The organism is Cyclobacterium xiamenense, from assembly GCF_900109255.1.
In the GTDB taxonomy this organism is placed as follows: domain Bacteria; phylum Bacteroidota; class Bacteroidia; order Cytophagales; family Cyclobacteriaceae; genus Cyclobacterium; species Cyclobacterium xiamenense.
In genome coordinates this window covers 871,157-891,892 of the sequence record NZ_FNZH01000002.1, presented here as the reverse complement: position 1 = coordinate 891,892, position 20,736 = coordinate 871,157, and the positions used below count along the sequence as shown (strand labels likewise).

General features: G+C 49.8%; 15 protein-coding genes. 7 read left to right on the top strand and 8 right to left on the bottom strand.

Translation table 11 applies throughout. The annotated features are described in order from the left end of the window. Positions 1 to 75 precede the first annotated feature (75 nt). From BMW71_RS08530 to BMW71_RS08510, 5 genes are all read right to left on the bottom strand, one after another. Complete coding sequence (locus BMW71_RS08530; protein ID WP_092172116.1) at positions 76 to 2,952, bottom strand: TonB-dependent receptor; 2,877 nt, start codon at positions 2,950 to 2,952, stop codon at positions 76 to 78. Positions 2,953 to 3,053: 101 nt separating this feature from the next. Then, positions 3,054 to 4,595, bottom strand: coding sequence for a hypothetical protein (locus BMW71_RS08525; RefSeq protein WP_092172113.1), 1,542 nt, complete (start codon positions 4,593 to 4,595; stop codon positions 3,054 to 3,056). 150 nt (positions 4,596 to 4,745) lie between these two features. Further along, positions 4,746 to 7,595, bottom strand: a complete 2,850-nt coding sequence (gene uvrA, locus BMW71_RS08520; protein ID WP_092172110.1) for an excinuclease ABC subunit UvrA — start codon at positions 7,593 to 7,595, stop codon at positions 4,746 to 4,748. 119 nt (positions 7,596 to 7,714) lie between these two features. Then, positions 7,715 to 9,373: an AsmA family protein gene (locus tag BMW71_RS08515; protein ID WP_092172108.1), complete on the bottom strand. Its 1,659-nt coding sequence runs from the start codon at positions 9,371 to 9,373 to the stop codon at positions 7,715 to 7,717. Positions 9,374 to 9,420: 47 nt separating this feature from the next. Then, on the bottom strand, positions 9,421 to 10,359 hold the full coding sequence (locus BMW71_RS08510) for a lytic transglycosylase domain-containing protein (RefSeq protein WP_244891120.1): 939 nt from the start codon (positions 10,357 to 10,359) through the stop codon (positions 9,421 to 9,423). A gap of 415 nt (positions 10,360 to 10,774) precedes the next feature. On the opposite strand from BMW71_RS08510, the gene BMW71_RS08500 reads away from it, so the two are divergent. The 4 genes from BMW71_RS08500 to BMW71_RS08485 all read left to right on the top strand — a co-directional run bounded on the left by BMW71_RS08500 (position 10,775) and on the right by BMW71_RS08485 (position 15,914). Then, the gene (locus tag BMW71_RS08500; RefSeq protein ID WP_092172100.1) at positions 10,775 to 12,136 is read left to right on the top strand and encodes a GntP family permease; all 1,362 of its coding nucleotides are present in this window, start codon (positions 10,775 to 10,777) and stop codon (positions 12,134 to 12,136) included. 19 nt (positions 12,137 to 12,155) lie between these two features. Beyond that, entirely contained in the window at positions 12,156 to 13,121 is a 966-nt protein-coding gene (gene denD / locus BMW71_RS08495) for a D-erythronate dehydrogenase (protein WP_092172097.1), read from the top strand. After that, entirely contained in the window at positions 13,118 to 13,870 is a 753-nt protein-coding gene (locus tag BMW71_RS08490; RefSeq protein ID WP_092172094.1) for an SDR family oxidoreductase, read from the top strand. Before denD ends, BMW71_RS08490 begins: the two co-directional genes overlap by 4 nt. A 73-nt stretch (positions 13,871 to 13,943) precedes the next feature. Then, positions 13,944 to 15,914 carry an FG-GAP repeat domain-containing protein gene (locus tag BMW71_RS08485; RefSeq protein WP_092172091.1) on the top strand — a complete coding sequence of 657 codons (1,971 nt, stop codon included), beginning with the start codon at positions 13,944 to 13,946 and terminating at the stop codon, positions 15,912 to 15,914. A 407-nt stretch (positions 15,915 to 16,321) separates the two neighbouring features. On the opposite strand, the gene BMW71_RS08475 is transcribed toward BMW71_RS08485, so the two are convergent. Beyond that, positions 16,322 to 16,513, bottom strand: coding sequence for a hypothetical protein (locus BMW71_RS08475; protein WP_092172086.1), 192 nt, complete (start codon positions 16,511 to 16,513; stop codon positions 16,322 to 16,324). A gap of 50 nt (positions 16,514 to 16,563) precedes the next feature. On the opposite strand from BMW71_RS08475, the gene BMW71_RS08470 reads away from it, so the two are divergent. From BMW71_RS08470 to BMW71_RS08460, 3 genes are all read left to right on the top strand, one after another. Further along, the gene (locus tag BMW71_RS08470; RefSeq protein ID WP_143057592.1) at positions 16,564 to 17,151 is read left to right on the top strand and encodes a hypothetical protein; all 588 of its coding nucleotides are present in this window, start codon (positions 16,564 to 16,566) and stop codon (positions 17,149 to 17,151) included. A gap of 151 nt (positions 17,152 to 17,302) precedes the next feature. Further along, positions 17,303 to 18,343 carry a sensor histidine kinase gene (locus tag BMW71_RS08465; RefSeq protein WP_092172081.1) on the top strand — a complete coding sequence of 347 codons (1,041 nt, stop codon included), beginning with the start codon at positions 17,303 to 17,305 and terminating at the stop codon, positions 18,341 to 18,343. Then, positions 18,340 to 19,053 carry a LytR/AlgR family response regulator transcription factor gene (locus tag BMW71_RS08460; protein WP_092172078.1) on the top strand — a complete coding sequence of 238 codons (714 nt, stop codon included), beginning with the start codon at positions 18,340 to 18,342 and terminating at the stop codon, positions 19,051 to 19,053. Before BMW71_RS08465 ends, BMW71_RS08460 begins: the two co-directional genes overlap by 4 nt. A 299-nt stretch (positions 19,054 to 19,352) precedes the next feature. Here the strand turns inward: BMW71_RS08460 and BMW71_RS08455 are convergent, their stop codons facing one another. Both BMW71_RS08455 and BMW71_RS08445 read right to left on the bottom strand, forming a co-directional pair. Continuing rightward, positions 19,353 to 19,727 carry a hypothetical protein gene (locus BMW71_RS08455; protein ID WP_143057591.1) on the bottom strand — a complete coding sequence of 125 codons (375 nt, stop codon included), beginning with the start codon at positions 19,725 to 19,727 and terminating at the stop codon, positions 19,353 to 19,355. A 243-nt stretch (positions 19,728 to 19,970) separates the two neighbouring features. After that, positions 19,971 to 20,591: a hypothetical protein gene (locus BMW71_RS08445; protein WP_092172070.1), complete on the bottom strand. Its 621-nt coding sequence runs from the start codon at positions 20,589 to 20,591 to the stop codon at positions 19,971 to 19,973. Positions 20,592 to 20,736: the final 145 nt, after the last annotated feature.

Here is a 20,736-nt window from a genome sequence, read left to right as displayed (position 1 = left end):
TTTATTAACATAGAAACAAAAAAAATATCCTTTTCGTTTGGAAAGGATATTTTTTAGTAGGAAAGGTATTCCCTATTAGAGCGAATAGGAGAAACTAAAATTGATCAAGGTCCCCGGATTCAGGCTGGTAAAAATCTGATCTTCGGCCTGATAGGATCTAAATACCTCTTGACGGGATTGGTTCAGTAGGTTTTGCACGACCAACCCCGCCTTCATGCGTTCCTCCTGACCCAGCGTCTTGTTGATGCTCAGGTTAACGGCATGAAAGGGCACAGTATACGTATCGGTACGGTTACCGAAACCGATATAGTTCAGCGTAGATCCCTGTACGTTATAAAAGATCCCGGCCTCCAGGCCTGAGACAAAATCGTTGTAGGCGATGCCCGAATTGATGATATAGGGTGCCTGTCCGGCCATGTCCCGCCTGGCATCTACTTGCTCACCCTCCCGGGCCGTTAGCTGCCGGGACCGTAATTCGGAGGCAGACATCTGGATACTGGATTCAGTGAGCGTTCCATTAAACGTGAAAAACAGGTTTTCCAGGTTTGGAGCGACGAAAGACAGGGACTTTCTCAGTTCCAACTCCAACCCAGCCACCGTACCGTTTCCTACGTTTCTAGGTTGAAAGGCTCCCGGGTCGGACAAAAACTGCACCATCTCTATGGGCTTGTCAAAGGTTTTGTAAAAGGCACTTACGGAAAACAACTGTCCTGCAGGAAGGAATTTTTCCCATCTCAAATCAAAATTATTAATTCGGGTGGCCTCCAGTTGCCCGTTCCAAAGTACTTCGGTACCTCCATTGGTAGTCTCTTCAAACAGGCCTCCGACGAATGTCCGACCAGTAATGGGATCAAGTATCTCCGCGAAGGACATTTCCTTAAACGAAGGTCTGGCGATGGTACGGGAGAAAGACAAACGGATATTTTGGTTTTCCTTAATTCCATTGATCAGGTTAATGGTTGGGAAAAAGTCCATGTCATCGAGTACCCGCTCGTTATCAAAAACAATGGTTTGCGTCTGATTGGACCCGGTATAGTATTGGTCATATTTCTCCGCACGAACACCTACAATGGCTTTCCAGTTTTCGATAGGTGAGAATTCGCTATGCATATATAGACCGACGTTACTCAAACTGGCATTAAAGCTATTTGGATTGGTTGGTATAAAGAGTGGGTTATACCTAACGCCATTTCTATTGGATTCGGAGAAAAGGTTTTCCTCCCGAAGGACCTCGTTAGGGTCGCCCGTAAAACTGGTGGTTCCGGTAGAAAACTGGAAATCCTCTATCAGAAAATCCCGTTGCTTGTAAACATAGGAGGACCCAAACTTGAGTTTTGCGGTTTTTCCAAATAGTTGGTGATTATTGGTCAGATCCAGTTTTCCGACCAGGTTTTGTTCGTCCAGCGAACGCCAGATCCGTTGGGGCAGGCCTACCTCTGAAGAGATTGTCAGATTGGGCCGCCGAAAACGCAGCACGCGCACGTCCGGATCATCGATGGTGGATAGGGTAGGTGAAACCTTCCAATTAACCTCCCAACCGCCGTTTTTTAGAAAGTGTGCTCCGGAGAGCATCAGGTTGGTAAGCGAGCGCTGGCTGTATTCGATGTTGTACTGATCCGCTTCAAATACCGCGCCCAGGTTGGTGTTTTCAAAGTCAAAAACACCGACCTTCGATTCGCCGTTTTGCAAGCGAATCAGGTTCAATTTGTACTTGGAAAGGTCCGTCTTATAGGCCAGTCCGAAGAGGCCGCCCAGCAATACATTATTTACCCCAAAACTACCTTTCGACCGTTCCAGGGGCTCCAACTGGGTTTCATCGATATCCCTGGACTTGGCAAACAGGTTGTACTCGGCATCTTGAAAGTACTCGGAAGTGTTTTTATATGTAAGTGCCAGGTTGTAGCCCAGGGTATTGCTGCCAACAGCAACCTGATTGCCGAGCGAAAAGCCGAGGCCCATGTTCATGGCATTTGGATCCCTTCTGCCCCCAAATTCTGGGTTGAAATCGCGAAGAATGCGCTGGTAGAGTTGTCCTCTTTCTCCGGAAGGATTTCCGACCACATCGGCAAATTGCGGGATATCGGCAACCCCTTTGGTCGGAATATCTCGGAATCCGTTATCAAAGCCCAAAAAATCGGTACCACTGGTACCTGCACGTAGAAAATCTCCATTGAAATGCATGGAGGGATTGTACCCTCCGCTTACGGAAACCCGGATGGTCTTTTCTTCGGGAAAGTCCTTGGTCTCGATATCCACCACGCCCCCGGTAAAATCTGCCGGAAGGTTACTGGTAAACGACTTGGATACGATGATGTTATCAATGATATTGGTTGGAAAAATATCCATCTGAATGGTGTTTCGATCCGGGTCCAGCCCGGGAATATCCACCCCATTCAGTACCGTCTTGGTATAGCGGTCTCCCAGTCCTCGGATATACACGTACTTTCCCCCTTCGATGGAAACACCGGTCACACGCTTGATAGCAGAGGCGGCGTCCCCGTCACCAATCTGCCGAAAGGCAGCAGAAGATATTCCGTCCATTAGTTGGGGGGCATTTCTTTTTACGATCATCAAAGCGGCTTCCGTGGTTCGGATGGCATCTGCCGAAATGGTGACAGTCTCCAAATCAGAGGTGTACTCGGTCAATTTCAAGTTATCCAATACGGTCACGGCTTCGGCGGTGACGACAATTCCCTCCAAACTAAGGGTATTGTACGATATGAACGAAGCCTGCAGGGTATAAGTCCCTGGGCTCAACTGAAGTTCAAAGTCGCCATCGAAATCTGTCACGGCCCCAATTTGGGTCCCAACAACGGCTACCGCCACACCGAACAGGGGTTCACCGGTTCCTTCGTCGTAAATGGTTCCCCGCACCGTGCCGTTTTGCGCCAGGGCCAGGGTAGACATGAGTGCCAGTCCGAGAAAAAACCAGCTTTTTAGTATCATTTTCATCGAATTAATTTGTTTTGAATACAGCGATTTTAGCTAAAAAAGTAAGGAAAGGGATGGTTGAACCATCCCTTTCAAAAAGTGACTTATTGATTATTAAACTATTACTTTAAATCGTCCAATCCGCCGGAAACAGCTGCCCAAGACCATCCTTCAAATGCGGTCTTGTCTGCACCTACCGTGTTTTCATGAAGTGCAACTTCCGAGGCGTGAACGTGCGTCCCACTTTTGAAAATGGTAGAAAGCATGGTTCCAGGTGCGAGAGTCACCTCAAGATTTGAGAAATTTAAGATTCCATTGGTGAAATTATCCAGTGATTTATTTCCTATCGGATTTCCATCTTCATCCACCTCTCCGCTCAGAGATAAATCGCCCCTTCCTTCCGTATCTTCATCCGCGGGATTAGGGAAGCCAGCAAAGTAGATGTTTTCAAAAGTTCCTCTAGCACCGTCTCGGAAATCACCTAGTTCAGCAGCATCACTGCCGATGATCGTTCCGTTCCTCAGGGTGTGGGCTCCGTTTAATGAACCTTCCGGACCGTCAATCTCCAAAGCGTGATCGGTATTGGGACCGCAAACAACAATAAAATTATCCAGCGTTCCCGACCAAGCTTGGTCGGTATCCAATGCATCATCCGCACCGCTCCAAATAATTGCGTTTTTTACATTTACCGAACCACCAAACCATTCGATACCATCGTCTTCATTACCAACTACTTCGATATTTTCGATCTCGGTGAGTGAGCCTACTCCGCCAAGGGTCAATCCGTTGATTTCATTTCCTTCGCCAATATTGGCTCCTCCGTGTCGGATGGAGACCCACTTGAGCATTCCGGAATTATCATCCGGGTCGTTTCCTCCGTATAATCCGTTGGTATCGGATGGGGGTATGCCCTCGATCTGCACTTCCCCAACTCCGCCAGCGAGAGAAGCAGGAGCATTGCCTAAAATTAACAAGCCACCCCACAGTCCGTTTAGATTAGGATCCAAATTGGGACTCTCAATCATTCCCGGCTCAATTTCATCAGCTACCGAGGTGAAAATGATGGGTTGTGTAGGCGAACCTACTGCGTTGATGGTTGCTCCCCGCGCAATTAAAAGGGCGGTGGCATTGGCACCTGATCCGGCTTCTCCTTTCACCACAACTCCTGGCTGAATGGTTAGCTCGGTTCCACTGGTGACGGTGATTCGTCCACCCAGAACATATGTTTTTCCTGTTTCCCAAGTCTGGTCGGCGGTGATGTTGTCGGCCACGCGGATCACGCTAGGCGCCTCGCCTACAGTCAGTACATGAGTGACGGTTTGGCTGTCCCCGTTGCTATCCGTTGCCACGAATTCAAATACGATATTGCCGTTTGCATCGGCCTCCGTAGACGTATAGGAAAACTCATGACTGGCGGACGTTTCGCCGTTGAAGTTTACGGTCTCTATCGTACTGCCATCCCTACGTATGATGAGGGAAGCGAGACCATCCGGTGCACTAACAGAAGCAGTCACAGGACCTACGGTTTCACCGGCTTGAATCACTGCCGTGGCAGGAATGCCAGAAATGCTAACAAAATTGTTGGGGGTCTCCTCTTCTCCACAAGCGACCAACAGGCCGGCTGCGAGTACGAGTGAGATCATCCCTTTGAAGATACGTTTCATAATTTAGGTATTAGATTTAGTAAGTCAGATTATTTACTGCTGCAAAATTGACTTAATAAATCGTAGCCCCTGAAAAAAAGAAATTATCAAATTTTAAAATTATATTCCGAAATTTAATTTTAAGGTAACATTAATTCTAACAAATGCCCATTAGACCTGTAAATCCACTTTTCGGGACAATTCTTCCTTTAAAAATTGAGCGGTATATCCACCGCTGAAGGTGCACATTTTTTCCGGTGTGCCGCTAAAAAGTATTTCTCCTCCTTTCTGCCCCCCCTCCGGGCCCAAATCCACGATGTGGTCCGCCACCTTGATCACGTCCATGTTGTGTTCGATGATCAGTACCGTGTTTCCTTTATCCACCAACTTTTGAAGCACTTCCAGCAAATGCTCAATGTCCTGAAAATGCAGGCCCGTGGTCGGTTCATCCAGAATATAAAAGGTTTTTCCGGTATCCTTTTTTGATAGCTCGGTAGCCAGTTTCACCCGCTGTGCTTCTCCTCCAGACAAGGTAGTAGCATGTTGCCCCAGGGTAATGTAGTCCAGGCCTACTTCGTGCAGCGTCTTGATCTTGCGAAGAATCTTTGGCTGGTTTTCAAAAAAGGCCACGGCTTGTTCCACGGTCATGTCCAATACGTCGGCAATGGATTTCCCCTTAAAGCGCACCTCTAGCGTTTCCCGGTTGTACCGTTTGCCCTTACAGGTTTCACAGGGAATATGCACATCCGGAAGAAAATCCATTTCGATCAGTTTCATACCTCCCCCTTCGCAGTCTTCGCAACGTCCGCCTTTTACATTGAACGAAAAACGGCCCGGTTTGTATCCCCGGATTTTGGCTTCTGGTAACTCGGTAAACAATGCCCGGATATCGGTAAAAACACCGGTATACGTAGCCGGGTTGGACCGGGGGGTGCGACCGATCGGCGACTGGTCCACTTCGATCACCTTATCCAAATGCTCCAACCCTTTGATTTCCTTGTGAGGAAGCGGCTCCTTCCGGGAATTGTAAAACTGCCGATTGAGCAAGGGGTACAGGGTTTCGTGAATCAACGAACTTTTTCCCGATCCGGAAACGCCCGTGACGCATACCATGGTACCCAGCGGGATTTCCAGATTTACCTGCTTCAGGTTGTTCCCGCTGGCTCCCTTTAGCTTTAATTTCTTTCCGGATCCGCTTCGCCGTTTCTCGGGCACCGCAATGCGCAGCTCCCCATTCAGGTACCGGGACGTCAGGCTATCTGACTGGAGCAGCTGCCCCGGACTGCCACTGGCCACGACATGCCCGCCATGCCTTCCGGCGCCAGGGCCGATATCCAGCACGTAGTCCGCTTCCATCATCATGTCCCGGTCGTGTTCGACGACGATTACCGAATTTCCCAAATCCCTCAAATCCTTCAGGGCCCGGGTCAGTTTCACATTGTCCCGCTGGTGCAGGCCGATGCTGGGTTCGTCCAAAATGTACAACACCCCTACCAGCTGTGTACCGATCTGCGTGGCGAGACGGATACGCTGGGCTTCTCCTCCCGAGAGGGTGCGAAGGGGACGGTTAAGCGACAGGTAATCCAGGCCGATATCCAACAAAAACCCGATGCGCTTTCGGATTTCTTTTAAAACTTCCGCGCCAATCACCTGCTGCCGCTTGGTCATCCGCTCCTCGATGCTGTCAAACCAATCGCCAAGCGTTCGAATATCCATCTGGGCCAACTCGCCGATGTGCTTGCCAGCAATTTTAAAATGCAGCGCCTCTTTCTTTAGCCGATAGCCTTCGCAATCGGGGCAGGTACGGGAGCTGGTAAAATCGCTGATCCATTTTTGCATCTTGTCGGTACCTCCTTCCTGTTGCTTCTGAAGAAAGTTAAGGATGCCTTCAAAGGTTGTCGTCCATTTGGTACCCGGGTATTTTACAGAGTCTACGGCTACTTCCTGTTTATCACCGTAGAGCAAGATATCTACCACCTTATCGTCCAGTTTGGCAATGGGCGTGGCGAGGCTACCTTTGTAGCGTTTGAGAATGGCTTCGATTTTTTTGAATATCCAAATATCCCGGTATTCCCCTAGCGGGGCAATCCCACCGCGGCTGATACTCAGCGAGGGGTCGGGAATCACGTTTTCCCGGGTGATTTCTTCGATCACACCCAGACCGTTGCAGGTGGGGCAGGCCCCATAGGGACTGTTGAAAGAAAAGGAATTGGGAGCTGGCTCGTCGTAGCTGAGACCGGTTTGCGGATCCATCAGGAACTTGGAGAAATGGTGGATCTTGCCCGACTCGTCCAGCAGCATTACGATGCCTTTTCCATGTTGCAGGGCTGTCTTGAGGGATTGGGTAATGCGGTAGCGGTCGCTCTCTGTGGCCACTACCCGGTCGACCACGATTTCTATATCGTGGATCTTGTACCGGTCTACCTGCATTTTTGGCTGTAACTCACATACCTCACCGTCGATTCGAACACGGGAATAGCCCATTTTTCGTACCTGCTCAAACAATTCCCGGTAATGTCCTTTTCTTCCTTTGACCACCGGTGCCATGATAGACAATCGCTTTCCGGAAAACGACTGAAAGATCTGTTCGATGATTTGGTCCTCCGTCTGTCGCACCATTTTATCACCCGAGAGGTAGGAGAAGGCCTCTGCCGAGCGTGCGTACAACAAGCGCATGAAATCGTAAATCTCGGTAACCGTACCTACCGTGGAGCGGGGGTTTTTGGAGGTAGTTTTTTGTTCAATGGATATGACGGGAGACAGGCCGTTGATTTTGTCTACATCGGGGCGTTCCATTCCTCCCAAAAAGGAGCGGGCGTACGCAGAAAAACTTTCCATGTACCGCCGCTGCCCTTCCGCATAGATGGTATCAAAGGCCAGAGAGCTTTTCCCGCTCCCGCTCAGCCCCGTAATTACCACCAATTTGTTTCGGGGAATGGTCAGGTCCAGATTTTTTAGGTTGTGTTCCCGGGCGCCAAAAATCTCAATGTAATCCTGCGACGGTGTTTTTTCTGCTGACATACGAACGGCTTGCGCGATAATTGGTTGAATGGACAAAATTAAGGAATCGGATGGGAATGGCCTTAACCCAACCTAAATAACCTAAAAAACAACTGGAAGGTTTCGCACATTCCGGCAACTTATTTTTCCCGCATTTCCTCTTCGGTCTGCCCGGTAATGGTGGATTTGAGCCCGCTGAGTACCAAATTCCACCAGTAGTGAAAGACAAATTTGTGCTTTTCCCGCTCGAAGTACACGGCTCCCTTACTCAGATCTCCCGATTTCTTGGGATTTTGGGTGCGAATGACCACCTTGTTTGCCAAGAAAGCGCCAATTCTCCGAAACGCATTTTGGTTTCGTTTAAAATTTTTATCCAGAATCTCTATTTCCAGATCCTCGTACCTGGCGATGACCTGCCCTGTTCCCTCCAGGTCGTTTGCGCGGATATCAAAAAAGAGGTCGTTTAGTCTTCCACTTTTTAAGGCAACCCGTGTGGCAGGCATGATCATGTCATTTAGCATCGGTAGGTTCATTGCTCCCACGCTGCCCTTCAGAAAAAAGGTGCCTTTGCGGTCGTTGATCAGGTGGTCCGCCTGCAGGTCGATCTGCCCCTGGCCCATAAGCCTGCCCCTGGCGCTCACCCGGAGGGTATCGGTTTGGGCGGAGGTTTCTCCAACGGTACTAAACCCGCTGATTTCCCCCTCCACCTGATCAAAAAATATTTTTCCGGCAGTGGGTGCCTTGGTTTCCGGCCTCTCTTCATAGGTAATCCGAATGTCCGAAAAAGCAATGGCAGGCAAATGCAGCTTTCTCGGAAGCCCTTCCAGGATCTCGTGGATCATTTTGGGTCGTTTGCTGGTGTCTTCCACTTTTCGCTTGTCCCGAAATACATCCAGGTCCAGTCCCTCCAGACGCAGGGTATCCGCAGAAATCGTTCCTTCCCGGAAGTATGCCTGGAAATCCATTCCATCCAATTGCATGCGTGCATCGGTAAGCTCCATCCAGTTGGTTTCCTTTTCAAACCGGTTGACATAGGCGTATTTCCTCAATTTATTCCGAAAGGAGATCTCCTCGACAATAAGTCGCTGATCCCGGGTATTGAAGGACAGGTCTCGCGCTTCCACGACATTCAGAGAGTTGTTTAGATGCACCTGGGCGTTGGCCAGGTATCCCTCGATACTTTCGACCGAGAAAAGCGCGTCGGGCCTTTCCCTGTCCTCCTTGTCGAGGCGAAAGCCATCGGCAAAAACGAACAAATCCGTCAGGGAGAGGCGTACGGAATCCGTTTCGCTGTCTCGGTTTTCGAAGGAGACTTTATTTACCCGAAGGTGATTTAAGCCAATCGCCTGGTAATCCTCGCCTTTATCGGAGGTGGTGGGCTGCTGACCTGCTTGCATTTCTTCCAAATCCGGCGTTACGGTCTCCAAAACGACGTTTTCGATATAGGCCGAGTCCAGCTGTATGCTGTTAAAAAATAAAAAGTCCACCCACCGAAAGCCCGTAAGACTTGCCTCGTCAAACGTCAGTTGAAACCTGATTTTTTTATCGGGATCCAGGTCCTCACCGGGCCTGATGTCTACCGAATCCATTTTCAGGTACGTGCCTCTGTAATCGTAATCCAGGTGGATGTCGCCAAAGGACACCTCGTGTCCGGCAAAATCATTGGTCCGGGTAATCATGTTGGACACAATGCGCTCGGCATTTCGATTCAGGTATTGATTGACCAGAAAAGGCAAGACGGTAAGTAAGGCAGCAATACTACCTACCAGAATAAGGATTAGTACCAGCGTCTTCTTCATAGATAATCATTTGCCTCTCAAGATACTGATAAAAATGCATCCAATAATTAAACCGGAAGTTTTATTACATAGCGTTTGCCCCTTCGTACCTGCAGTTGCCGATTGACCAGCCAGGGATTGTAGGTCTTTATTTCTTTGTAGCTGCTTTTTTGTTCTTTCGCCCAGTCGGCCAGGTTGGATATGGTTTCGGTCACTTCGATTTCCCGCAGCGGGGGAAGATTGTACAGGTCGTCCTGCTGAAGCTCAAAGCCGTACTTGCCGGGATTTTCGAAGATTTCTTTTAGTGCCAATGCCCGGAAAAGATAGCGGCTGGTCTCCTCGTTTAGGTACAAGTCGTAATAATCCGGACTCAGTTGTTGGTTTTTCCTGCGCGTTATCCCGGCGATGCCCATGTTGTAGCTAGCCGCTACACTGGTCCAGTTGCCAAATTTACCGTAGGCAGCCCGCAGGTATTTGCAGGCAGCGAGCGTGGATTTTTCAAAATGGTACCGCTCGTCCACATCCCGGCTGACTTCCAATCCGAAATCACCGGCTGTGCCTTTCATAAATTGCCAGAAACCCTTTGCCCCGGCCGGCGAGGTCACGTTCATCAAGCCCGACTCGATCAGTGCCACGTATTTAAAGTCGTCCGGGATACCGTTTTCTTTCAGCGTCTGCTCGATGAAGGGGAAAAATTTCCCGGCGCGCTTCATCATCAGCAGGGTATTGGATTCCCAATACGCATTGACGTACAGTTCCCGCTCGTAGCGCTCGTAGACTTCGGGATCATCCATCGGAACTTTTTCGCCTGCGAACCCGGGCGATTCGGGCAATTCAAAAATACGTACCCGCGGGACACGCGTAGGCGATGCTTCCTGAATTCGGGCTGGGTTCTCTAGTGAATTCAGAGCAGAGCCGCTATCTGCTCCCCCAAACCACAAGTAGCCAATCAGGACAAACTGCAGCAGCAGAAGCAGGTACAAATAGGGAATGTGTTTTGTGTTCACCGGTTTAGAAATTTGAGGGTACCAAGCGGTTGCTGTAAAAAAAATCCATTCCATCAATGGAATCGACGTCAGTATCCACCCGTGCAGCGCAGTCCAACGCTTTGCCCATGATTATGATAGGCAAGCTCCTGCAAGTCTCCCCGATCGCATCGCTCCGGGACTCGTTTTCGATAACGCTACTGGGCAGGCACCCTACCATCTCCTGCAACGCAGGGAGGGCCATCTCTTCCTCTTTCAAATGCTCCTTTCGTTTACGGGTTAAAAAAAACCGCCTGTCATTTGTATGTTTCTGTAAAGGAAAGTAAAGGTTCCAACGAAAGCAAGCAAGTATGCTCGGATTTTCTAAATCGAGAGAAAAATTTCGACTTTTGCAAAAAACGCCGGATTTTTCCATTTTTTTTCCCTTATTTAAAGAATGGATAGCTTAATTTCTTCCCCATACTGGTCTTTTCTGGTGCTATTGCTCAGCATTTTACTGGTAGCACAACTCATTTCCCGATGGCGTTTTCATCCCTTTATTGCCTTGGTCATCGCGGCCGTTTTTGTGGGATTGATCAGTCCGGACCTGGTCCGCGATCGGGGATTGATCGCTGCCATCGAGCTACCCATGACCGAATTGGGTAGCATGGCGGGAAAAATTGCCTGGGTCATTGCGCTGGCTGCGGTCATCGGCACGGCCATGATGGAAAGCGGAGCTGCTTCGCAGATTGTCAGTCAGCTCCTAAAACGCCTGGGAGAAAAACAAGCAGGGCTTGCGCTGATGCTGGCCGGATTCATTCTGTCCATCCCGGTCTTTCTTGACACGGTTTTTTTTCTGCTTATTCCGCTGGGAATCACCCTGGCGGCAAAAACGGGTAAGGATTACGTGTTGTACGTGACTGCTATCGGCGGAGGAGCGGCCATTACCCACAGCATCGTACCCCCTACACCCGGACCACTGATCATGGCAGAAACGCTAGGCCTGGACCTGGGCCTGGTGATCAGTACCGGGCTGCTGCTGGGCATTCTCCCCGCCTTCGTGGTTCTATTCGTCGGAAAAAAACTGAACCGTGCCCTTCGCATTCCCTTGCGGATCGCTCCGGCACCCATCGTGGCCGGTGGCAAGGAGCTATCCCTGGGCCTCTCCCTGCTACCCATCCTACTTCCCATCTTGCTGATTGGCGCTGCATCGCTGGTGGAAGCCCTCACCGGATCGGTGCCGGAATGGCTGGGCTTTTTGGGGAATAAAAACCTGGCCATGGCAGCGGGAACGGCTGTGGCCTTGTACCTGTGGGCCATCACCCGAGACCTTCAATCAACCGTACTCTGGGAGAAAATCGGGAAACCGCTGGAAATAGGGGGCCTGATTATTTTGATAACAAGCGCAGGTGGGGCCTACGGAGCCATGATCGGGCATACCGGTATCGGCGAAGCCATTCGCCTGAGCTCGGAAAACCTGCAACTCCATTACATTCCCCTGGCCTGGCTGATTGCGGCAGTTTTGAAAACCGCCCAGGGATCCGGAACGGTGGCCATGATTTCCAGTGCTGCCATTGTCTCGGCCTTGATCGGAGACGGGTCTGAATTGCCCTACCATCCGGTTTATCTGCTCATGGCTATGGGATTTGGCTCCCTTTTCGTATCTTGGATGAACGACAGCGCCTTTTGGGTGGTAGCCCGTATGAGCGGACTGACAGAGAAAGAAGCCCTGAAAACCTGGACCTTTTTGTTGGCAATCATTTCCCTGGCAGGAATGCTGCAGGTATGGCTGTTGTCCTGGATTGTTCCTTTAATTTAACCAAAAAACGCATCAACCCATGCATGTACTGATTATCGGTGGAGGGGGCTTTATCGGAAGCCGCCTGGCTAGTGAATACCGTCAACAAAACCCTGCTGCACGAAGTAGCCTGACCTTGTTTGACCGCCATTTTCCCGAAACCCTCGCGAATGACCCCGAATTTGATTGCGTGCAAGGGGATTTTGGCGACCCCTCCCAGATAGACGCACTGCTCGACAAAAAACCCGACCTGATCTTTCACCTCGCTGCCGTCGTGAGTGGGGAAGCAGAAAAAAATTTCGACCTGGGCATGGAGGTCAACCTGAATGGATCGCTGCACCTGCTGGAAAAATGCCGGGAGCTGGGACACCGGCCCCGCATTGTCTTTGCGAGCTCCTGCGGTATCTTCGGAGGAGATGTACGGCAGGTGATCACCGAGGAAACCGCTCCCAAACCCCGAAGTTCCTACGGCACCCAAAAAGCCATCGTAGATCTTCTCATGAACGACTACAGCCGTAGGGGATTTGTGGACGCTCGCTGCCTCCGGCTTCCCACCATCACCGTACGACCCGGCAAGCCGAATGCCGCCACTTCCTCGTTTTTGAGCAGCATCATTCGGGAACCGCTCAATGGACAACCCGCCAGTTACCCGGTGGACCCTACTTCGGAATTCTGGATTCTATCCCCCAAACAAGTTGTAAAAAACTTTCTGCATGCCGCCAGCCTGTCCCCCGAGTTGATTGGAGATGACCGGACCGTCAATTTGCCCGGACTGACCGTTTCGGTGCAGCACATGATCGACTGCCTGGAACGGGTGGCCGGCCCCGCAGTGGCCAAACGCATCAGCCATCAACCGGATGCTTTCCTTCAAAGCATCGTATTGACCTGGCCGCCCCACTTTGATACCCGGAAAGCCGATGCTCTGGGCTTTACGGCCGATCAGGACGTAGAAGAAATTATCCGGAATTACATCCGGGAGGAAAATATCCAATCCACCATTGCATGAATCAGCCTATCAAAACCGCATTGATCACCGGTGCCGGTTCGGGAATCGGCCGGGCAGTCGCTAAAGCACTGGCCAAAGAAGGTTGGACGCTGATCCTCTCCGGAAGAAACCAACAAAACCTGGAAGAAACAGCGGCGCATTGCAAGGGGACCAAACACCTTGTCGCTCCAGCGGATATCGCGGATCCCGCCGCAATCCGGCAACTTTTTGAAGCAATCGAGACAGGCTTTGGTCGCCTGGATCTTTTGTTTAACAATGCCGGCGTAAATGCCCCCTCCGTGCCCCTGGAAGAATTGGCTTTTGCCGATTGGAAAAACGTGATCGATACCAACCTGACCGGGGCCTTTCTTTGCACCCAGGAAGCGTTTCGACTGATGAAAAAACAGCGACCGAAAGGAGGGCGCATCATCAACAACGGCTCCATATCCGCGCAGGTTCCCCGCCCCCTGTCGGTCGCCTATACGGCAAGCAAGCATGCGGTCACGGGCCTTACCCGCTCCAGCAACCTGGATGGAAGGGCCCATGGCATCGTCTGCGGCCAAATCGATATTGGGAATGCCAAGAGTGCCATGACCAAAAAAATCGAAGAAGGCATCCTGCAAGCAGATGGGTCGCAAAAGGTGGAACCCACCATGGACCTGGAAGAAGTAGGACGGGCCATCGTGTATATGGCAGGACTGCCGCTGGATACCAATATTCCCTGGATCACCCTAATGGCCAACGGCATGCCCTACATGGGTAGGGGCTAATGGCCCATTTAGCCCCTGCCGGGGTAAATTACTAGTTGCCAATAAAATCCAACCGTATCAAAAAACAGCACCCATGCCAAGCTACCCGCAAACCGCTTTGTCACTTCTTGTCTCCTGCCTCCTGCTGGGAACAGGTTGCCAGAAACAAGCTACCGAAACCGCCGATACCGTTTCCGAATTTACCCGGGTCAATTACAACCGACCCGAGGCCAGTTCCTACCTGGGAGTGGGCTTGTGGGCCTGGCCGCTGCCCCTGGATTACGACGGAGACGGGGACATGGACTTGTTGGTGTCCTGTCCGGACAAGCCGTTTAATGGCCTTTACTTTTTCGAAAACAGCAGCGGAGAAGCTTTTCCCATCTTCGAACCTCCGGTACGCCTGGGAGATGCCATCCCCAAAGTTCAGATTTCCCACTACGGCCCGGGAGAACCCAAGGTGACCATCCCCGGAGCCGAACTGAAGGATTTCCGCAGGGCCCTGGATTCCGAACCGCAGGCCTTGTTCCCCATCGAGGAACTTACCAAAGATTTGGGGAAAAGCCCGCGGTTCAACCAATGGAAAATGGTCGATTACGAAGGCGATGGTGACCTGGATATCCTGGTGGGCATGGACGACTGGTCGGATTATGGTTGGGACAACGCCTACGATAGTACCGGCAATTGGGTCAATGGCCCCCTGCATGGCTACGTGTACCTGCTGGAAAACAAGGACGGGCAATACCACAACCGCGGCCGACTGCAGGCCGGAGGAAAAGAAATCGATGTATACGGCGCTCCTTCCCCCAACCTGGCAGATTACGATGGAGACGGAGACCTGGATTTGATTTGCGGTGAATTTCTGGACCGGATGACGTATTTTGAAAATGTCGGCAGCCGGGAACAACCGGTATACAAGGAAGGCAGGTTTTTGGAGAATGGGGAAGGCCTGATCAAAATGGATCTGGAGATGATCATTCCCGTGGCCATTGACTGGGATCAGGACGGGCATGTAGACCTGATCGTCGGCGATGAAGACGGACGGGTAGCCTGGGTGCGGAATACCGGCGAAATGCAAGACGGCATGCCGCAATTTACGGCTCCCAGGTATTTCCGGCAGCGAGCCGACCATTTAAAATTTGGCGCTTTGGTAACGCCGGTAAGCGTGGACTGGGATTCCGATGGAGACGAAGACCTCATCGCCGGCAATTCGGCCGGGTACATTGCCTTTATTGAAAACCTGAGCGGCGGCCCCAAACCCAGTTGGGCCGAACCGAAGCTCTTGGAAGTCGACGGCCAACCGATCCGCATTCAGGCTGGGGACAGAGGTTCCATTCAGGGTCCGGCAGAAGCCAAATGGGGCTACACCACCCTCACCGTCGCCGACTGGGACGGAGACGGCCATCAGGATATCCTTTTCAATTCCATCTGGGGAAAGGTGGAATGGATCCGCAATACCGGTACCGAACTGCAAGCCCCCCAACCGGTGCGGGTAGATTGGGGAGATCAGGCGCCGCCGTACCCGAGCTGGAACTGGTGGAAGCCGGCAGAAGGGGAACTGGTCAGCCAGTGGCGAACCACACCCTATGCCATCGACTGGGACAAAGACGGAGTCATGGACCTGGTCATGCTGGATCATGAAGGCTACCTGGCCTGGTATCAGGGCAGCCGAAAGGGTAAAGAAACCGTTTTGCAGCCCGGGAAACGCATTTTTTATGGAGAAAATGCCAGCGCATTGACCAGCAAAAACGAAGTGGAAGAGGCTGCACCCGGCCCGCTTCGGCTGAATACAGGGATAGCCGGCAGAAGCGGTCGGCGCAAAATCAGCTTTGTAGACTGGGACAACGATGGCGATATGGACCTGCTGGTCAATAGCCTGAACGTTTCGCTATTTGAAAATATCAGCCAAAATCCGGAGAAGGTGGTCTTCCGATACAATGCCCCGTTTACGGAGCAAATGCTGGCCGGACACACCACCAGCCCAACCTTTGTGGATTGGAACGGCGACGGTGTTTGGGAGATACTGGCAGGCGGCGAAGACGGGCATTTTTACCACCTGCCCCGGTAATCGGAAAACCGGCTCAACTCGTTCCTGTCGGAATTTTCTTGGCTGTTTGTCGTGAGATTGCCCGGAAGAAGTCTTACTGGTTTTGAGGAATAGTACCTGGTTGGGAACAGGCACGGCTTTAAGGTGCCAATGAATCCAAATATGAACGACGACTTCAGGTTTACCCCGGAAAAAGGATCCATTTTTTCCAGATTCCGATTGCGCTGTACCCTGATTTGCGAACCGCTTATCTGCACGGGTCCGAATATACTTTTAGGGGAGTTTATACAGGATCCACACCCGGCCTGATTTCCCTGGCACCGCGGAAATGGAAATTTAAAAGTTTGCTTCTGTAATTGCACTTTCTGAGAAATACCGATTTCCGAGGGAACGGGACACGGCAGGCGCTCGCAGGTATAAAAGTGGGTTCATACCGAACGCTGGATAGCCGTTTGCAGGGTATTCCTATACCAGGGAACGGCTACGCTTTCTGCCAATTGCTTGTTTTTCTTTCCCGAAAACCATTTTTCGTCGCAGAAATTTCCGGTTTCATCGCAGACCGTTTCCAGTTGGTCCCCTTCTCCGAAAAGGAGGGATTTTTCCGGGTAGGTTTGTAGCATAAATTATTTGTTACCTGCCTGTCAAACGGCAGACCTAAACATCAAAAACCATGAAAAATCTAATGAAAAGTGCCGCAATAGCCGTTTTATTTCTCGTATCGCTTACGAGCATGACCCCTGCTCCCAATCCAAACCTGCTGATTTCGGATGAGGGAAAAAATCTCTTTATTCAATTAAACTCCCAGTTACGGGGAACAACCATTTCCATCACCGATCAATCTGCGAACACCTTGTTTTTCGCCGATGCCTACGACGGGACCTATTCAAAAAAGTTTAACCTGGAGCAATTAGCCAATGGCACGTATTTCTTCCGGGTGGACAACCCGGAGGCGAGCCTGGTCTACACCTTGAAATTGGTTGAGGACCGGATAGAAATCGTCCAGAAAGAGGAAAAATCCTCTCCCTCGGTATTTCGGGTAGATGGAGCCACCGTGTTCCTTGCCCTGTCGTCAAAGGACCTCAAAAAGGTGGACATTAAGATAACCAATAGCCAAAATGCCGAAGTCTTCCGGACCACAGAAAACGTAGACGGCAGCATTGACAAAGTATTCAACTTTGAAAAGGCAGTGAAAGACAGCTATACGATTCGGGTAGTGGACGGGAAAACCACTTATTCCCAATACATCGAAGTGGGCTAATGGCTCCCTTCTCACTGAATGGGGTATTTCTTACCCAGCATTGGAAACCGGATACCAACCGGTTTCTTTTTTTTGCCTACGCCCCGACAGTTTTTGCAAAACGGGGTTCGCCTACGATTTTGTATATTGGTGCATCTAATTTAAAACCCACATGGCTAACCTTTTCACTTCGTTTCAAAAATACCAGGCTCCCATGCTGCACGTATTGACCTGGTCCATTTTTTTCCTGCTGCCCTTTCTCGTGGAGCAGGGCTACGGAGGCAGGGGACCACGATCCGCGCAGGCCGAAAACTTTCTGTACCTAAACAGCCTGACCAACATCTTCTGGGTCATCCTTTTTTATGCAAACACCCGGCTGCTGATTCCCCGCTTCCTGTACCAACGGAAATTTGCCGGTTACCTGCTCCTCCAACTACTGCTCTTTGCTGGCATCCTGCTCGTTCACCGCCTGCTTTTTGGAATCTTTCTGGCCGATTTGTCTTTTTCCGTTTACCGCTCCGCGCTTTACAATGCGGTTCCCTTTGTATGTATTCTGATGGCGGCAATCGCCTTTAGGTCCGTATCCGACAAGATCCGATCCGATCGGCTGGCTAGCGAACAACAACAAGAAAACCTGAAGACCGAACTGGCCTTTCTCCGGTCACAAATCAATCCGCATTTCTTTCTAAACGTATTGAACAACACGGTAGCCCTCGCCCGGATGAAAAGCGATGCGCTGGAACCCACCTTGCTAAAACTTGCAGCTTTGGTAAAATACATGTTTTACGAAACGGACGAGGAAAAAGTACTGCTAAAGCGGGAATTGGAATACCTGAAGGGCTATATCGACCTGCAGCAGCAACGCATCGGAGACCGACTGCGGCTGGATATCGACCTGAACCCTACCGAAGACTGGCACCATATCGAACCCATGCTGCTGATTCCCTTTGTGGAGAACGCCTTCAAGCACGGTACCGGACTGATTGCCGAACCCGCCATCCATATCTCCCTGACAACGCAGGGGAACCGGCTGCATTATTGCGTAAAAAACAAATTCGCCTCGGGTGACGCAAGTAACGAAAGTGGGTCGGGAATTGAACTGGCCAATGTAAAACGAAGGCTCGAACTGCTCTATGGAGATACGCACCAACTCCATATTCGCCGCTCCGATGGCTGGTTTACCGTACATTTAGACCTAACCCTCCGAACATGATCACCTGTATCGCCATCGATGACGAGCCGCTCGCTCTTGAACTCCTGAAGGACAACATCAGCAAGGTCCCCTATTTACGGCTGCTGGCCACCTGTAGCAATGCTTTTGAGGCCATGGAAGCGTTGCGCGCGCAGCCTGTAGATCTGGTATTTACCGATATTCAAATGCCCGGACTGACGGGGTTTCAGTTTATTTCCAGCCTGCAAACGAAACCCATGGTCATTTTCATTACCGCTTATAGCCAATATGCCGTGGACAGTTTTGACCTGGACGTGGTAGATTACCTCGTGAAACCGGTACCGCTGGAGCGGTTTATCAAGGCCTGCAACCGGGCCAAAGAACGCTACGAATTGAAGCGTGCAAAACCGGCAGATAGTCCCGGAAAGGCCCCCGACCATTTCTTTGCACAGGTAGATTACAGCCAATTGAAAATCCGGTTTGAGGACATTGTCTGGATGAAAGGCTATGGAGACTACATAAAATTTTACTTAAAGGACCGGGAGCAGCCCCTGCTGGTGCGCATGAGCTTTAAGGAACTGGAGTCGGTTTTGCCAGCAAATAAATTTATCCGTATCCACAAATCCTATGCGGTCGCCCTGGCTGAGATTACCGCCGTCCGTAAAAACAGCCTTTTTTTAGGAGACCAGGAATTTTCGATCGGAGAAGCATACCGGGAGGCGGTGGAAAAGTGGATGCAAAAGGGGCATTGAGCGCATTGTGGTACCCTTTCGTATCAACGCCTTTTTTAAAGGCGCTTATGTTTCCATTAGTGGTGCACTCCGAATTAGCAATTTTGGTGCCTATTCATTTACCGACTACAAAGAAATGAGTGTCTGTAAAGGAAATAAAATTCTCTTCCTATTGGAGCCTTTTTTACGTTTCCGCGTTTCTCATGTGACGTGTCTCCTGGTTTATATTTCATCTTATGGATAATCCTATTTTTTCAAATTTAGACGCCTAGTATAACGATGCTGGATTTCTTATAGATCGTTCCAAATAATCCCATGCATTATAAATTACATTTTGAGTTCTCCGGCTTCCATATCACCTCAATTTCTGAAAGCCTATCATAAACCTCATTCGTATTTCCCAATTCATCTCCAGCACAGTTCCGGATAATTGATGCGTAATTTGCCAAGGGGTCACAGTTGCCATAAAAGAAAATCCTTTCACCTTGATACAAAGCCGTGGAATAGTAGGAGTATTCATCAGTACGCACCTCATCAATGGCTTCTTTTAGCCAGGGTAATTCCTGTATTGGGTTTTGTACTTCACACGGATTTTTTGGTAAGCAGTCGTCTTTTTCGCATGAAATAAGTACGAATGAAAATACCAAAAAGGCCGATTTTGTTACATTTAGCATAGTTTTCCTTTTATTCATCATTTAATTATTTATTATAGTTTTATTAGTTGGTTACCCTTATCACTACATCCCCCTTTTTTCTTTCCGTGTCTACCTCGCCATGGGCGTGCTGCATTCCTTCAAGCGAAGATGTTGCATCGATTGTTGCTTTCATCTCTCCCTTTTCAAAATGAGTTTTAATAAATTCCAATTGGGCTTTTGTGCTTCTTTTAACCGAAGCACTTCGGAACTTCCATATTTGGTGCAAATAACCGCTTTCATTGCCTAAAAATTAAATCCAAAATGCAGCCCGGGCTCTCCATAGAAAAATTTCGACCATTTGTCATCTTGCTGCCTGAATCCATCAGGCATTTCTGTGTGAAAGAGACGATGGGTGATTGCAATGGATGGTTCAATGAAAAACCTGTTTTTGAACAGCTTAATATGGTAGCCAAGACGGTAGGTGTTAAAAATTTGAAAACCCTTGTCGATTTTCTGATTATTCTCATCTACAAAACGCTGCCAGGCATTCATTACATGAATTCCCGAATACAGACCTTTCCACCAAAATCGCTGATAAACCAGCGCAAAACCATATTCTCTAATGTATCCCGGAAACTTTTCTTCCGGTGCTTCATAAGAAGCTCCGTATGGAATACCCAGTGACCAGGCATATTTCCAGGTTTTGAGCTCTAAGGATACCACATCCTTTTGTGTGATCCGGTAGCCGGAATTAACCTGTACAAAATCAGGCCTGTTTGCCTCGGCGAAATTTCCAAGGACGAAGAAGGTGCTACCAACAAAAAATCTTTTAGAAGTACTATCCTGCAGGGCGTATTGTGCATTGACGTAAAAGCTATTTGCCATCAAAATGACAAAACCAATCCACCGTATTCTTTTTTGCATGTCTTTTTTTTATGATGATCATTCAAAAGTAGATTAGGGAGATGCCATAACTCGTTCACTTTAGTTAAGAAAGCAGGCTACTTGCGGAAAAAATTTTCCCCGACAGGTTCTTTGCATTCCCCTCCTTGTCAGGATGACGTTTTAA